General features: G+C 60.3%; 13 protein-coding genes. 8 read left to right on the top strand and 5 right to left on the bottom strand.

The features are described from left to right. Positions 1-116: 116 nt before the first annotated feature. The 3 genes from fmt to truA are packed head-to-tail and all read left to right on the top strand — an operon-like array spanning position 117 to position 2,447. Entirely contained in the window at positions 117-1,055 is a 939-nt protein-coding gene (gene fmt / locus HEP89_RS04470; RefSeq protein WP_022999767.1) for a methionyl-tRNA formyltransferase, read from the top strand. A gap of 22 nt (positions 1,056-1,077) precedes the next feature. Beyond that, entirely contained in the window at positions 1,078-1,617 is a 540-nt protein-coding gene (locus tag HEP89_RS04465) for an N-acetyltransferase (protein ID WP_152504708.1), read from the top strand. Further along, positions 1,617-2,447: a tRNA pseudouridine(38-40) synthase TruA gene (gene truA / locus HEP89_RS04460; protein WP_168691433.1), complete on the top strand. Its 831-nt coding sequence runs from the start codon at positions 1,617-1,619 to the stop codon at positions 2,445-2,447. Before HEP89_RS04465 ends, truA begins: the two co-directional genes overlap by 1 nt. Before the next feature lie 19 nt (positions 2,448-2,466). Here the strand turns inward: truA and HEP89_RS04455 are convergent, their stop codons facing one another. Further along, entirely contained in the window at positions 2,467-3,231 is a 765-nt protein-coding gene (locus HEP89_RS04455) for a DUF2189 domain-containing protein (protein ID WP_022999770.1), read from the bottom strand. Positions 3,232-3,669: 438 nt separating this feature from the next. Beyond that, positions 3,670-5,853, bottom strand: a complete 2,184-nt coding sequence (locus HEP89_RS04450; protein WP_209014441.1) for a mechanosensitive ion channel family protein — start codon at positions 5,851-5,853, stop codon at positions 3,670-3,672. 295 nt (positions 5,854-6,148) lie between these two features. On the opposite strand from HEP89_RS04450, the gene HEP89_RS04445 reads away from it, so the two are divergent. The 3 genes from HEP89_RS04445 to HEP89_RS04435 are packed head-to-tail and all read left to right on the top strand — an operon-like array spanning position 6,149 to position 8,380. Beyond that, entirely contained in the window at positions 6,149-6,574 is a 426-nt protein-coding gene (locus tag HEP89_RS04445; protein ID WP_031268909.1) for a DUF805 domain-containing protein, read from the top strand. 43 nt (positions 6,575-6,617) lie between these two features. Continuing rightward, positions 6,618-7,790: a succinyl-diaminopimelate desuccinylase gene (dapE, locus tag HEP89_RS04440; RefSeq protein WP_168691431.1), complete on the top strand. Its 1,173-nt coding sequence runs from the start codon at positions 6,618-6,620 to the stop codon at positions 7,788-7,790. Further along, entirely contained in the window at positions 7,787-8,380 is a 594-nt protein-coding gene (locus HEP89_RS04435; RefSeq protein WP_022999774.1) for a hypothetical protein, read from the top strand. The genes dapE and HEP89_RS04435 overlap by 4 nt, the downstream gene beginning before the upstream one ends. A 75-nt stretch (positions 8,381-8,455) precedes the next feature. Here HEP89_RS04435 and dapD read toward each other — a convergent pair whose 3' ends face one another. Continuing rightward, on the bottom strand, positions 8,456-9,310 hold the full coding sequence (gene dapD, locus HEP89_RS04430) for a 2,3,4,5-tetrahydropyridine-2,6-dicarboxylate N-succinyltransferase (protein WP_088665171.1): 855 nt from the start codon (positions 9,308-9,310) through the stop codon (positions 8,456-8,458). A gap of 262 nt (positions 9,311-9,572) precedes the next feature. On the opposite strand from dapD, the gene HEP89_RS04425 reads away from it, so the two are divergent. Beyond that, positions 9,573-10,478 carry an EamA family transporter gene (locus HEP89_RS04425; RefSeq protein WP_168691430.1) on the top strand — a complete coding sequence of 302 codons (906 nt, stop codon included), beginning with the start codon at positions 9,573-9,575 and terminating at the stop codon, positions 10,476-10,478. Positions 10,479-10,641: 163 nt separating this feature from the next. Beyond that, a complete protein-coding gene (locus HEP89_RS04420) occupies positions 10,642-13,317 on the top strand; it encodes an EAL domain-containing protein (RefSeq protein ID WP_168691429.1) in 2,676 nt (891 codons plus the stop codon). A gap of 35 nt (positions 13,318-13,352) precedes the next feature. Here HEP89_RS04420 and dgoD read toward each other — a convergent pair whose 3' ends face one another. Further along, a complete protein-coding gene (gene dgoD / locus HEP89_RS04415; protein ID WP_168691428.1) occupies positions 13,353-14,501 on the bottom strand; it encodes a galactonate dehydratase in 1,149 nt (382 codons plus the stop codon). 52 nt (positions 14,502-14,553) lie between these two features. Continuing rightward, on the bottom strand, positions 14,554-15,303 hold the full coding sequence (locus HEP89_RS04410) for a FadR/GntR family transcriptional regulator (RefSeq protein WP_168691672.1): 750 nt from the start codon (positions 15,301-15,303) through the stop codon (positions 14,554-14,556). Between the last annotated feature and the right edge of the window lie 50 nt (positions 15,304-15,353).

The following is a 15,353-nucleotide window of genomic DNA, read 5'->3' as shown; positions in this document are numbered from 1 at the left end:
CTTCCAGGAAGGAGGCGCGCTGGGTGCAGGGGCGCCAACAACGCACGCTGCCCCCTTGCAACACCCGCCGCGAGACGCAATAAGGGCGCAGATCTTCAAAACCCCTCAGGAGCCTCATGTCCTTACGCGTCATCTTCATGGGCACCCCGGATTTCTCGGTGCCGACCCTCATGGAAATCGTCGGCCAGGGCCACGACGTGGTCGCCTGCTATTCGCAGCCGCCGCGTCCTGCGGGTCGGGGTATGGACCTGAAGAAATCGCCGGTTCATGAGGCCGCTGAATCTTTCGGTATTCCGGTGTTCACGCCGCAGAGCCTCAAAGGGGCAGAAGAGCAGGAGGCCTTTGCGGCCTTGAATGCAGATGTCGCGGTGGTGGTTGCCTACGGCCTTCTTCTGCCGAAACCGATCCTGGAAGCGCCGGAATACGGTTGTCTCAACCTTCATGCTTCCATGTTGCCACGCTGGCGCGGCGCGGCGCCCATCAACAGGGCAATCATGGCCGGCGACAAAGAAACAGCCGTTCAGGTGATGCGCATGGAAGAGGGGCTCGATACCGGCCCCGTCTGCATGTCGGAAACCGTTGCCATCGGCGAGAACATGACGGCCGGTGACCTTCACGACAAGCTGTCTTCGCTCGGCGGGGATCTGATGGTTCGGGCGCTGGCGGCCTTGTCGCGCGGGGCGCTTGGAGACCAGACCCAGGCAGAAGACGGTGTCACCTACGCGGCCAAGCTCTCCAAGCAGGAAACCCGGATCGACTGGTCCAAACCGGCTGCGGAGGTTCACAATCACATTCGCGGCCTGTCACCCTTTCCCGGTGCCTGGTGCGAAATGCCGCTCGGCGGCAAGATGGAACGGGTCAAGGTCCTGCGCAGCACGCTTGGCGAAGGCTCCGGCACGCCGGGATCCGTTCAGACCGGTGGGGATGTGCCGGTGATTTCCTGCGGTGCGGGTGCCGTACGTCTGGAACAGGTTCAGCGGGCCGGCAAGAAGCCGATGAGCGGCGCGGAATTCCTGCGCGGAGCATCGCTTTCTGACGGCACGGTTCTGGACTAATCTGAGGTTCGAGGAGACCGACATGACCCAAGCTGCCGAAGCTGCCGGCCTAGCCATCAGAAACGTGACTTCTGACGATGAAGCTTCCGTCAGGGAGCTGGTCACCGCTGCCTTTCCGTCCGACATGGAAGCCCGCCTCGTGCACACGCTGCGTCATTGCGGCGCTCTGGTGCTGGAACAGGTCGCGGTCGATGCCGACGGCCGGATCGTCGGACATATCGCCTACAGCCGTGTCACCCCGGCTGCCATTGGTCCGGGGCAGGGCATGCAGGTTGTCTGCCTTGCGCCTGTTTCCGTCTGGCCGGACCTGCAGAAGACCGGCATCGGTTCGGCGCTGATCAAGGCCTCTCTGGAAAGCCTGAAGGATCTGGGAGAGGACCTTGTTCTGGTGCTCGGCCCGCCGTCCTATTATCCGCGCTTCGGTTTCGATCCCGTGCTGGCACGCAAGGTGCAAGGGCCTTATGCGGGCGATGCCTTCATGGCGCTTGCGTTGACGGAAGCCGGATCGCGGGACCTGCCAATCGAGGTGGCCTTCGCCACACCCTTTGAAGAATTCGAGTAATGCCCCGCTACAAACTGACGGTGGAATATGACGGCAGGCCGTTCAGCGGCTGGCAGCGCCAGGCGAACGCGCCGTCCGTCCAGGCGGTGATCGAACGTGCCGTCAAGGCATTCTCCGGTGAGGAGGTGACCATCGGCGGCGCCGGTCGCACAGACACCGGCGTCCACGCCACCGGGCAGGTCTGCCATGTGGATCTTTCGAAGGCCTGGGACGCAAGAACGGTCATGGGGGCGCTGAATTTCCATTGCCAGCCCCATCCGGTGGTGATCCTGGATGCTGCGGAAATGCACGAGGGCTTCGACGCGCGCTTTTCCGCGATCCGCCGCTCCTACCGCTATCGCATTCAAAATCGGCTGCCGCCGCTCACCCATCAGCTTGGGCTTGCCTGGCATGTGAAGGTGCATCTAGATGCGGACGCTATGCACGCGGCCGCGCAGGAATTCGTCGGTCATCACGACTTCACCACCTTCCGCCATACGCGCTGCCAGGCAAAAAGCCCGGAAAAGACGCTGGAGGAATTCCAGGTCTACCGCGAGGGCGAGTTCGTCATTGCCGAATGCGCCTCACGGTCCTTCCTCCACAATCAGGTGCGCTCGATGGTCGGCTCCCTGCGCCTGGTCGGTGAGGGCAAATGGGGGCCGGGTGATGTCACCAAGGCCCTGCAAGCCCGCGACCGGAACGCCTGCGGCCCGGTGGCGCCGGCAGACGGGCTTTACCTGACCCGTGTCGACTACCGCTCGGCGGAAATGGACATCGAACTCAAGAAGGACTGGCAAGCTCGCAAAGCCGTGTTGGGCGCCGGAGAAGGTGAAGAAGACGGCGACGCGTGAGAGGATACTCTTTAGCCCGTCACAACGTCTCCTCGGGTATCTCCACGCACTTCTTGTAGAGATGCCAGGTCGTATGACCGAGGATCGGCAGGGATACGACCAGACCCAGGAACGCCGGTGCCATCGAGACGATCAGAACCGCGGTTACGACAAAGGCCCAGCCGATCATCGGGACGGGCGATGTGAACACGGCGCGCACGCTGGTGATCATGGCTGTGATGAAGTCCCGGTCCTCCTCCATCAGCAACGGGAAAGACACCACGGTCAGCGAGAACAGGATCAGCGACAGGATTGCACCCACCACGTGGCCGACGGCCAGGAACATCAGGCCTTCCGGGGTGGAGATGACCTGGGTCAGAAACTCGTCGAAGGAAGCAAACGACCGGAAGCCGAGGAACAGCGCCAGCAGCAGGCGCACCTGATACATCCACATGATCTGGATGAACAGAACCACGAAGGCCATCCAGGAAAGTTCCCGCCCCTTTTGGGCCCACATGGTGCCGAAGATGCGTGACCAGGAAAGCTCCTCACCATTTTGGAGACGCCGGCTGACCTCGTAGAGACCAACCGCAGCGAACGGCCCGATCAAGACGAAACCGGCCGCTGCCGGATAGGACAGGTAACTCATGTTGAGTGCGGCCGCGCTCAAAACGACGAACAGGCCCCCAAGAGCGAAAAACGCGCCGATCGCCAGGCCGTAGACCGGCGCCCTGCGGAAATCAGCCAGACCCGCAGCGAACGCGTCGATCACGTCGTTGACGGTAATCTTGTTGACCTTTGGCATGGGCCGCAATCCAGTTGTTGCGGATGCCCCGCTACCGTGCGGGGTTGACGTGTTGTCACTCATCAGGCGGCTTCCTCCCAAAAGCATATTGCCCGCCCGCCTCCCGCGGACAGGCAATCTTAGGCACGGAACGGTGTCCGGCTCAATCGGGAGAAGGGCTTATGCGCCGGTTAAATCCGACGTGAAGCGCGGGAGACCTGCGTGCCATGTTATCCGGTCGTGAAAATGGGGAGCAGGGCTTTGGGCCCATCCTTCGAGACGGCCTGGCGGCCTCCTCAGGATGAGGCTGCGGTTTGCTGAAGCCTTTCTTCCCCGTATCGCCTCATCCTGAGGAGCCGCGATAGCGGCGTCTCGAAGGATGGGCCACAAACTCTGTGCCCACCGCTCTCACAGGCGAAGCGGCAGGCCGGTCTGTTGCAGGCGAAGCAAGGCAGGGCCTCACTCGGTAGCCGGCTTCTTGTCCATGTCGGCGGCTGCGGCAGCCGCAGCTGCTGTGACGGCTTCCTTTTGCTTGTCGTCCAGCTTCGCGGTGTCGGGAATGTTGACCCGCACCTCCTTGCGCGCGAACTGGATGCCGTTCTCTTCGAACGCTTGTTGAACGCGCTTGTAGATTTCCTTGCGGATGCCGAACTGCTTGCCGGGTTTGGTGGTGTACTTGCCGCGCACCACGATGCCGACGTCGTCGACATCGGCAACGCCCTGTCCCTTGAACGGGGCCAGAATGTCGTCCTTGAACTCTTCCATTTCCATGATTTCCTGGCCGATCCGCTTGAAGAGCTTGCGAACCTTCTCGACATCCGTGTCGAAAGGAACGGTGAACTTCAGCTTCATGATCACCCAGTCTCGGGACAGGTTGGTGAGCTTGGGGATTTCGCCATAGGGGACGATATGAACGGCACCACGCGTGCCGCGCAGCTGCAGGGACCTTATCGAGATTTTCTCGATAGTGCCCTGTGTACCGCCCGCATCGATGAATTCACCCAGACGGAAGGCATCGTCCATCAGGAAGAAGATGCCTGAAACCACGTCGCGCACCAGGGTCTGCGCCCCGAAGCCGACTGCCAGGCCAACGACACCGGCACCGGCCAGAAGCGGCGTGATATTGATGCCTAGCTGGCTGAGGGCGAGCAGCGTGGTCAGGGTCAGGATCGTGATCTGCACGACGACGCGGATCAACGGCAGGATCGTTGCCAGGCGCGACTTGCCGGCCCCGCCCATCTCCGCGTCTTCATCTTCGTTGGAAGGCGGCGGCGAATCCTTGGCGAGCTGGTGGGCAACCCAGAGATTGGTGATTTCCCAGGCAAGGTAACCGGCGGCCAGAATAAGCAGGAAGATAACCGTATGCCGGGCGACCGAGGACCCGTCTTCCGCCCCGAGCGCGAGCAGATTGAGACCATAGATCCTGCCGACCATCAGCACCAGGAAGGCAAGCAGGGCCACGCGGGCAATGCGCACGTAGCTGTGCCGGGTCTGCATATGGGCAGCTTCCGCAACCGGACCTTCCCCGCGCATGGGCGGAACGATGTGGGAGACGATGCCGCGTACCATCGTGTCGAGAAACGGCGCGAACACGACCAACGCAATCACGGCGAGAGAGCGTCCCGCAGTCAGCGCCTCGATCCCCATGCTGGTTGTTATCTGAACCAGCAGCCAGTTGAAGGCGATGAAGGCAATCGAGAAGTAGGGCCAGAACCGGGCCATGCGTTCCAGGCCGCTGGTTGGCTGGTGCTCATCACCCAGAATGATGCTCGTCAGGCCATGACGGGCGTTCCAGATGACCATGGCGATCCAGAGATTGACGCCAAAGCCGATGAAGAAGCGGAAGGTTTCGGCAACATCCCCGTCGCCGGCCTCGATCATGATGTTACGCAGGAAGAACGTGACGCCAACAAAGGCGAAGAGGCTCGTGAAGCTGCGGTAAAGCGACTTGGCGGTGGTGTCGTCCGCGGTGACAAGGCGCAGCTCGCTCCGATGCGGGGCCAGGGCAAAACGCAGCAGGGCTGCGACGATGCGTGGCAGGAAAACGATCCAGTATACCGCCTGAAAGGCAAAGGCTCTGGCGACAGGATCGAAAATCGCGATCTTGCCGACAGCGAAGGCGACGATTGCAAAAACAATCAGCCCGCCAAGATCAAGCGCGGCACGTGTGGAGACCAGTTTGACAGTTTCAAAGAGGCTGTGGGGCGCATGGCTCTGGATCTTTTCCCGGCGGGAAGCGAAAAGCCGGTTGACCAGGAATTCGGCGGCAAACCCGGCTGCCAGGATGAGGGCGATCGCACCAATGAAGATATGCACCGGTCCTGCGACCGTTCCCGCGAACAGTGCGCCGATACTGGAGAAGAGGCTGCTGAAGAGCTCCGGCAAGGTTCTGAAATTGTTCGCAATCAGCGCGCCGAACTGATCGGCTGCAGTCTGCACCTTCTCGATCAGTTCGACTTCTTCTGACGGAGGCGGGGTCTGCGCGCCCTTGGCTGCGGCACCTTGCTGCAGCAGGGTCATCAGGTCGGTCAGCGCCTTCACCTGTTCCGGATCGAGATCGGAGACAAGCTTTTCCATGGCTTCGGGCTGAAGCTGCGACGGAAGGTTTTTTCCGGTGTCCTGTGCGATGGCCGGCAGTGCCATAACGGACAAGAACGCCAGAAATACTGAGAATGCACAGGCAGTTAGTCTAGTCTTCCAGGCACCGGTCATCAGCGAGCCCCCTCGTCGGCAGTGAACCTTCAAAATTAGGATTGGCACGCCGAACGTGCAAAATCCATTAAAATTACCCAAGGTAATAGGGGTGCAAACTATACGACTGGCACAATTCGCATGATTACGCACTGGCCAAGGCCGGTGCGACTGTGTAACAGACCTTGATCCGGCCCGCGTATGCGTCTACCTCCTTGCCAGATCAATCGAACCTGAGCTGGATGGAATGACAACGCCCCCACAGAGCGCGAATACTGCCCCGGGGCCGATCTGGGCCCTTTTGAGCCCTATCGGTCGTATGGGCCGGGAACCCTATTGGCTGTGTTTCCTTGTCAGCTGGATCATCTTTGGCATTGCGCTGCGGATCTGGTGGCTTTCCTCCGCTGAAACGCCGACGCCTGAATCCATGATTTCCGGCGACTACATCGGCACGAATCCGCTGTTTCCGGTTCTGTTTTTCGTTCTGCAGTGGGTGGAACTGGCACTGGTCGTCAAGCGGCTGCAGGACATCGGTCAGAGCGGGTTCCTCGCACTTTTGATCTTCGTTCCGATTTTGAACGTGATCATGCTGATCTTTCTCGGCGTTGTGCCGAGCCAGGGCCAGCCGAACCGCCATGGCCCGATGCCAAACAGCTACTGGCGCAAGCGCTGAACGCGCGTGAGCCCTGCATACGACTAACCAAAGAGACTGTTTCATGCCCACTTCCGCCGTCGCAATCGCACAGGACCTGATCCGTTGTCCGTCCGTGACCCCTGCCGAAGGCGGCGCGCTGGCATCGCTGGAAGCGTTGCTCGGCAAGGCCGGGTTTGCCGTGTCGCGCGTCACGTTCCAGGACGAGGACACGCCGGACGTGGAGAACCTGTTTGCCTCCATCGGCAGCGGTGCACCGCATTTCGTCTTTGCAGGCCACACGGATGTGGTTCCGGCCGGTGCCGAGAGCGACTGGCGGCACGGCCCGTTTGAGGGGACCATCGACAACGGCATGCTGTTTGGCCGGGGCGCAGTCGACATGAAAGGCGGCATCGCGGCCTTTGCAGCAGCAGCGCTTGATTACGTTGCCGAAAAAGGCCCGGATTTTGGCGGCACGATTTCCTTTCTCATCACCGGCGACGAGGAAGGCCCGGCAGTCAACGGCACCGTCAAGCTGCTTCAGTGGGCCAGGGAACAAGGGCATGTGTTCGATGCCTGCATCGTCGGCGAGCCGACCAATCCGGATGTGCTCGGCGATGCCATCAAGGTCGGGCGGCGCGGATCGCTGTCCGGCACCATCACGGTCCGGGGTGTCCAGGGCCATGCCGCCTATCCGCATCTGGCTGACAACCCGATCCCGGGCCTGATCCGCCTTCTGGCCGCGCTTGATGCGCTGGAACTGGACAAGGGCAACGAACGGTTTCAGCCGTCCAATCTGGAGATTGTCTCCGCTGATGTCGGTAATCCGGCCTTCAACGTCATTCCGGCGCGGGCAGAAGCCCGTTTCAACATTCGCTACAATGACGAATGGACGCTGGAGAGCCTCAAGGCCCGCATCACCGGGACGCTTGAAGCGGTAGACCTTGGAAAACTAGCGCTTGGGCTGGAGTTCAAGCGCGATGCCAGCGAATCCTTCCTGACGCGGGACGAAGTCCTGATCGAAGCCCTGAGCAAGGCTGTGGAAGCGGAAACCGGCCGGGTTCCGGAGCTTTCAACGGGCGGAGGAACATCAGACGCCCGCTTCATAAAGAACTACTGCCCCGTCGTGGAATTTGGCCTTGTCGGCCAGACGATGCACAAGGTGGACGAATGTGTCGCGGTTGAGGACCTTGACCGGCTGGCAGCAATCTACAAAAAATTCCTCTTCAGCTATTTTTCCGGAGCAGACGGGAATTGATCAGCAAGGTCGAAATTCGCGCGGCATTGGACGGGTCCTGGTTGCTTCTGCGCAACCGTCCGGAAGGAATGGCGTTTTTCGACCAGTCCATTCAGGGGTTCTGGCGTTCGTTCTCCGTCATCTTTCTGCTGGTGCCGGTTTACGTGGTCAGTTGCCTTGCGGAAAAGCGTCTCTTTTTCGCCGAGAACCTCTACCATCCCGATGCCTTTCCGAACGGTAGCTACTGGTTTGCCCAGTTCCTGGGAATGGGCGTCGACTGGCTGGCACTACCGTTGTTGCTGGCGTTGCTGGCAGCGCCGATAGGCATTTCGAACCGCTACGTGTCTTTCATTGTCGTACGCAACTGGACAAGCCTGCTCGCGTCGGTGCCGTATCTCTTTACCTACATCCTGTTTCTTCTGGACGTTATCTCGCCTGGCATCGTTGTCTTGTTGTCGCTGACCTGCCTCTTTGTCGTGATCTGGTATCGCTACCAGGTCGCCCGCATCGCGCTTCAGACAACCGTGAGCCTGACCATCGGCGTCGTCGTCCTGGATGTGTTGCTCACGCTCGTGATTTCCCAGGTGGTCGGGCTTTTGTGGGGCGCATGAAAAACCCCGCCGGGTTAGGGCGGGGCTTTCCGGATTTCCAGATGTCGGCGCGCTAATGGCGCTTCGTGGTCTGCGTCAGTCGCGCAGAAGTTCGTTGATGCCGGTCTTGGAACGGGTCTTTTCGTCAACCGTCTTCACGATTACAGCGCAGTAAAGGTTCGGAGCGGCTTCGCCGTTGCCCATCACGCTGGACGTCGGCATGGAACCTGCAACAACCACGGAGTAGGGCGGCACTTCGCCGTAGGTGATCTCGCCGGTCATGCGGTTGACGATGCGGGTGGACTGGCCAATGAAGACACCCATGCCGAGCACGGAACCTTCGCGCACGATGCAGCCTTCGACCACTTCGGAGCGTGCGCCGATAAAGCAATTGTCTTCGATGATCACCGGACCGGCCTGGAGCGGTTCCAGAACGCCGCCGATGCCGACGCCGCCGGACAGGTGGACGTTCTTGCCGATCTGGGCGCAGGAGCCGACGGTCGCCCATGTGTCGACCATTGTGCCTTCGTCAACAAAAGCACCGAGATTGACGAAGGACGGCATCAGGACCACACCCTTGCCGATAAAGGCAGAGCGGCGAACGATGCAGTTCGGCACGGCGCGGAAGCCGGCGTTTTCAAAATCCATGCCGCGCCAGCCGTCGAACTTGGACGGCACCTTGTCCCACCAGGTGGCGTCGCCGGGGCCGCCCTTGATGATGTCCATCGGGTTCAGGCGGAACGACAGCAGAACAGCCTTCTTGGCCCACTGGTTGACCGCCCAGTCGCCATCCTTCTTCTCCGCAACGCGCAGCTTGCCACGGTCGAGCAGGTTCAGAGTTTCCTCGACCGCGTCCCGGACTTCACCGGTGGTCGTGGTGTCGATGGCGGCACGGTCTTCGAAGGCGGCGTCGATGATCTTGGACAGGGAAGCGAGATCGTGGGTCATCAGGCAGATGGTCTCCGGGCGTTAATATTTCTGGCGCGGACCTAAGCCGCCCGGCAAGGTGCTGTCAAGCACGGGAGGGTCGGCAGATGTCCTGTAGCCGTCAAACAAGCAGCCATTCTCGGGGGAATGCTGGCTGGATTACACCTGTCGTCCAGTTCGATGAGTTGAGAAAAAATAAAATGTTGGTTGCGATCACGGCAGTTTAAAGCGGTGACCAAATCGTTAGGGTGAAATCAATTCAACAAAATCGACAAGAGTACGTTCCGTGGAATTATGGATCCCGATCACCATTGCAGCAGCGTTCTGCCAGAACCTGCGCACGGCCCTCCAGAAACACCTGAAAGGTCAGCTTGGTACCACCGGGGCAACATTTGTGCGGTTTGGCTACGGCGTGCCTTTCGCGATCGCCTATGCCACCGTGCTGCACGTCGTGTTCAAGTTCCCGCTGCCGGAACCGACACCAACGCTTTTGATTGCCGGTGCCCTGGGCGGTCTGGCGCAGATCCTCGGCACGTTTCTGCTGATCCACCTGTTCTCCATCCGCAACTTTGCCGTCGGGACAGCCTATTCCAAGACAGAACCGATCCAGGCGGCGCTCTTCGGCTTCGTCGTTCTCGGCGAACACATTTCCCTGGCGGCTGGACTGTGCATTCTGGTCGGCGTCATCGGTGTGGTCGTCATCTCCTTGGCACGTGTTCCGTTGACACTGGCTGCCATCCGCACGTCGCTAGTCGGACGTCCGGCATTGATCGGCCTTGCCTCGGCTGCCTTTTTCGGAGCGTCCGCCGTCGCCTACCGCACGGCTTCGCTGTCGCTGGAAGGCACCGGGGTGCCGATGCAGGCCGCCTACGCGCTGGTTTATGCAACGGCTTTCCAGACAATCGTCATGGCAAGCTGGATGGTCCTGCGTGAACCCGACCAGTTGCGCGCCAGCCTTCGCGCCTGGCGAGCAGCCGTCTGGGTTGGCGCTTCCGGCGTGGCCGGGTCTGTGGGCTGGTTCACGGCAATGACGCTGCAAAACGTTGCCTATGTGCGCGCACTTGCCCAGGTCGAACTCGTGTTCACCTTTCTGGTGTCATGGCTGGTGTTCAAGGAAGCGATCACCCGGTCCGAGATTTTCGGCTGCATGCTCATCGTTGCGGCGGTCGTGGGGGTTATCCTGCTGCGTTAGAACAGCACAAAAGCTCTGAAGCAATATCGCTCAATCCCTTCAGTCAAACTGTAAAGTGACCTTTAGGCATTTGTTTCGTTTTTAAGGTTATTCTGAGATAAGCTCCAAGACTGCGGTGTCCTGATCGTTGGCCATTGGAGATTTCTCGACCTAACGAGATGAGATGCCGAAGACATTTTTTTCCCGAATTGGAGCCAGTCATATTCTGACACGGCCCAGCCTGGCCAGCGTTGCGGCGATCGGCATTGCCCTTGCCGTGACAATTGCTGCCGGAATATTCGCGGAAGTTCAGAACCGGTCCGTGCATCTGCAGAGTGCGCGCGCGAATGTCGCCGAGCAACTCGGCATTGTCCGTGCCCGGCTGGAAGGCAACATCAACAGCAACCTGCAGCTTGTCCGTGGGCTTGTTGCGCTGATTGCGACACAGCCGGATATTGATCAGGACCAGTTCGGCCGGATATCCAGCGGTCTCATCGGCAATCACTCGCAGCTTCGCAATGTCGCCGGCGCACCGGATCTTGTCGTCAGGCTGATGTATCCGATGACCGGCAACGAAAAGGCCATCGGGCTCGATTACCGGAAAAACGAGCAGCAGCGTGATGCGGCCCTTCGGGCGGTGAATTCGGGCGAGATGGTGCTCGCCGGGCCCGTCGATCTCTTGCAGGGGGGCAAGGGGTTCGTCGGACGCTTCCCTGTCTTTACCGAAAATGATGATGGCACTAGGCGCCTTTGGGGGCTGGTTGCTGCTGTCGTCGACGCCGACAGGCTTTATGCGGACAGCGGCTTGCTGGACGCCGCGCTCCCGGTGGATATCGCGATCATGGGCCGCGATGCGACCATGGCGGACAAGTCGGTTTTCTTCGGGGACGAGAACATTCTGGCCCAGAACCCGGTGTTGTCCGAGGTGGTTCTGCCGACCGGGCGTTGGCGGATTGCGGCGATCCCGCGTGGCGGTTGGTCGGCAATGCCGGACAACGCCTGGAAAGTCCGCTTGCTGATGCTGGCCGGAGGGCTGCTGGTCCTGTTGCCGATCTTCATTGCCGGACAGCTTTACGACCAGCGGCGCGGGCATATCCGCGAACTGAGGCGCCGGCAGGTGCAGATGGAAGGCCTGTCTCAGCGCCTCAAGCTGGCTCTCGACACCTCCAAGATAGGCATCTGGGAACTGAACCTGGACACTGGTGTGTTGACCTGGGACAGCCGTATGCGAGAGCTTTACGATATCCCGGAGTGGCGCGACACGTCGCAATATGACGTCTGGTCCGAGTGCCTGCACCCGGAGGATCTGAAGCGTGCCGAAAAAGAATATTGGGACGCGATCGACACCGGCGGAACTTATCATTCCGACTTCCGTGTGATCCTTCAGGACGGCTCCACCCGCTGGATCCGGGCCATCGGCGCAGTTCACACCAACACTCGCGGCCAACGTTACATTCTGGGCGTCAACTGGGATGTTTCCCGGGACTTCCAGCTCAAGACCCGTTTGCTCAACGCCAAGCAGAATGCCGAAGACCGGAACCGCGAACTGGAAGATGCCCGTGCGCTGATGGAGCACCATTCGCTGCACGACAGTCTGACCGGTCTCCCGAACCGCCGGTTCCTGGACCGGCAGCTATTGGACGAGCAGGCCCCGCACAAGCCGACGGCGCTGCTGCATATCGATCTCGATCGCTTCAAGCATATCAACGATACGCTTGGCCACGCTGCCGGCGACTCGATGCTTACCCATGCCGCGTCGGTGCTGATGGAAAACGTCAGTTCCAGCGAGTTCGTCGCTCGCATCGGCGGTGACGAGTTCGTCATTGCCATCACCGAGCCGACCGACGAGAAAAGCCTGGCCACCCTTGCTGAAAAGATCATTGAGCAGATGCGTCAGCCGGTGACTTTCGAAAATCATCAATGCCGCTTCGGCGTGTCCATCGGCATTGCCATGGCCGACACGACCTTGAGCGACTACGGCCGGCACCTGCTGGTCGATGCCGACATCGCCCTGTACCGGGCCAAGAGCAACGGCCGCAACCGGTTCGAATTCTTCTCCGACACGCTGAAGTCGGAAATCGTCCGCAACAAGCAGGTTGCCGACGACATCCTGTGTGCATTGGAGCGTCAGGAATTCCTGCCGTACTTCCAGCCGCAGTTCGATGCGAGAACGCTGGCGATCACCGGCGTCGAGGCACTGGCGCGCTGGAACCATCCCACCGAAGGCATCCTGACACCGGACGTGTTCCTGAAAACGGCCGACGAGCTTAATGTGGTGCCCCTGATCGACCGAATTATTCTGGAACAGACCCTGTGGCAGTCCGCGCGCTGGAAAGCGGCCGGAATCCATATTCCGAAAATGTCGGTCAACGTGTCGGCTGGCAGGCTCAACGACGCCAACCTGATGCAGAGCCTCGACGGTCTTGCCTTCGAACCCGGGTCACTGTCGTTCGAACTTCTGGAATCCATCTTCCTGGACGACAAGAACGATCTTATCGCTGCCAATTTCGAACACCTGCGGGACATGGGCATCGACATCGAGATCGATGATTTCGGCACGGGCTATGCCTCCATCGTCAGCCTCATTCACCTGCGTCCGAAACGGCTGAAGATCGATCGTCAGCTGGTCATCCCGATCACCCATTCGGAAGGTCAGCGCCGCCTGGTGGCGTCGATCATCGAAATCGGGCAGTCGCTCGGTATCAAGGTTGTCGCCGAAGGCGTGGAAACCATGGAGCACGCCAGGATCCTGCGTGATCTCGGCTGCGATGCCCTGCAGGGCTATGCCTTTGCACCGGCGATGCCCTCGGACAGGCTGATCGAATTCGTTCGCGAGGAGCGCTGGCGCGAGGCGTCCTGAGACGCCCCATCAAGGTTCATTCAAGGTCGCTCAGGTCACCACTCGGCGAGACTTCCATCTTCATGACGCCATATGGGACTGCGCCAGCGGTGACCTTCCTTGGCACGCTCGACGACATAATCCTCGTTCACCTCGATACCGAGGCCTGGTCCCTGTGGGATGGCCGCAAAGCCGTCCGCATAGGCGAAGACATCGGCATTGGTGATGTAGTCCAGCAGGTCATTGGACTTGTTGTAATGGATACCGAGGCTCTGTTCCTGAATGAAAGCATTGTAGGACACCGCATCGACCTGGAGGCAGGCGGCAAGGGCGATGGGGCCAAGCGGGCAATGGGGCGCGAGCGCAACATCGTAAGCCTCGGCCATCGCAGCGATCTTCCGGCATTCCGTGATCCCGCCCGCGTGTGACAGATCCGGCTGGATGATGTCCACATAGCCGTCGGACAAAACCGACTTGAAGTCCCAGCGGGAATAAAGCCTTTCGCCAAGGGCAATCGGCGTCGAGGTGTGATTGACGATATCGCGCAGGGCTTCCTTGTTTTCGGAAAGCACCGGTTCTTCAATGAACATCAGTTTGTAGGGGTCAAGTTCCCGCGCCAGGACCTTGGCCATGGGCTTGTGCACCCGCCCGTGGAAGTCCACAGCAATGCCGATGTCCGGACCAACGGCCTCGCGCACGCTCGCGATCGCCTCCACAGCCTTGTCCAGCCGTGAGTTGCTGTCGACGATCTGGAGTTCGGCGCAGCCGTTCATTTTCAGCGCCTTGAAGCCGCGCTCGACCACCTGCCTGGCGTTGTCGGCCAGCTCCGAAGGTCTGTCGCCACCGATCCAAGAATAGACCTTGATCCTGTCCCGCACCTGGCCGCCAAGCAGCGAGTGAACCGGCTGTCCGAGAGCCTTCCCCTTGATGTCCCACAAGGCCTGGTCGATGCCTGCAAGGGCGCTCATGTGTATCGCGCCGCCCCGGTAAAATCCGCCTCGATAAAGCACCGTCCAATGGTCCTCGATCAAAAAGGGATCCTTGCCGACGAGATAGTCGGCAAGTTCATGGACTGCCGCTTCCGTGGTCAGGGCACGGCCTTCGACCACGGGTTCGCCCCAGCCGGTGACGCCTTCATCGGTTTCGATCTTCAGGAAAAGCCAGCGCGGCGGCACGATATAGGTCGTGAGTTTGGTGATCTTCATTCTTTAAGTTTCCGGCAAAGGCGACGTCATCGGGCGGCAGGCGAAGGGGTGGTCAGAGATCGACACGCCCTGCAGCAGCCTGGGCCGCAGTCAGGTCATGCTCGGCCAGGTCAAGCATCCGGTTCGAGGCTTCCCGGGCTCGCGGCGCATCGCGCAGACGCAGGGCATCCACAAGTTCGCCATGCAGTTCGATGGCAAGGTCCCGGCTCTCCACCGCGGTGTTGGACGCATGCAGCGTATAATGCAGGGCCGTATGAATGGCACTGGAAAGACGCCGAAACACCTGATTGTGGCTGGCGGCCATAAGCACGCTATGGAAATCGACGTCCGCCTCGGTGAAGGCTTCAGGGTCGGAATTTGAGTCGCGCATCCGCATCCAGGCCGCTTCCAGCGCCGCAATTTCCTGCAAGGTGGCGCGTTTGGCCGCAAATTCCGCTGCTGCCGGCTCAATCGTGCGCCGGGCTTCCAGGATGCATCCGAGCAGGTCGAACTCATGGATGAAGGGGCCGATCCAATCGAGCACTTCCCCATCCAGTATGTTCCAGTCCTCCCGGTCGGTCACCACGGTTCCCACGCGAGGCTTCACCCGCAGCATGCCTTTGGATTCCAGAACCTTGATGGATTCGCGAATGACCGTGCGGCTGACGCCATAGATTTCGCACAGGTCGTTTTCCCGCGGGAGCTGAGCGCCAACCGGATATTTTTCAGAGCAGATGTCTTCCGCCAGTGCCGCCGTCACATTCCTTCGCACGCGAGGGCGCTTGCCACTGTTCTGATCAGCGGTCGCTGTCTCCTCCCTCAACGTTTCCAATGGCCTGCTCCCTGTTTGTGGCGGAATGAGATCCCGCATTT

Origin of the sequence: Labrenzia sp. 5N (genome assembly GCF_012395805.1) — a bacterium.
Taxonomy (GTDB): domain Bacteria; phylum Pseudomonadota; class Alphaproteobacteria; order Rhizobiales; family Stappiaceae; genus Roseibium; species Roseibium algicola.
The sequence above is the reverse complement of the archived record's forward strand: the minus strand, read 5'-3'. Positions and strand labels throughout refer to the sequence as shown.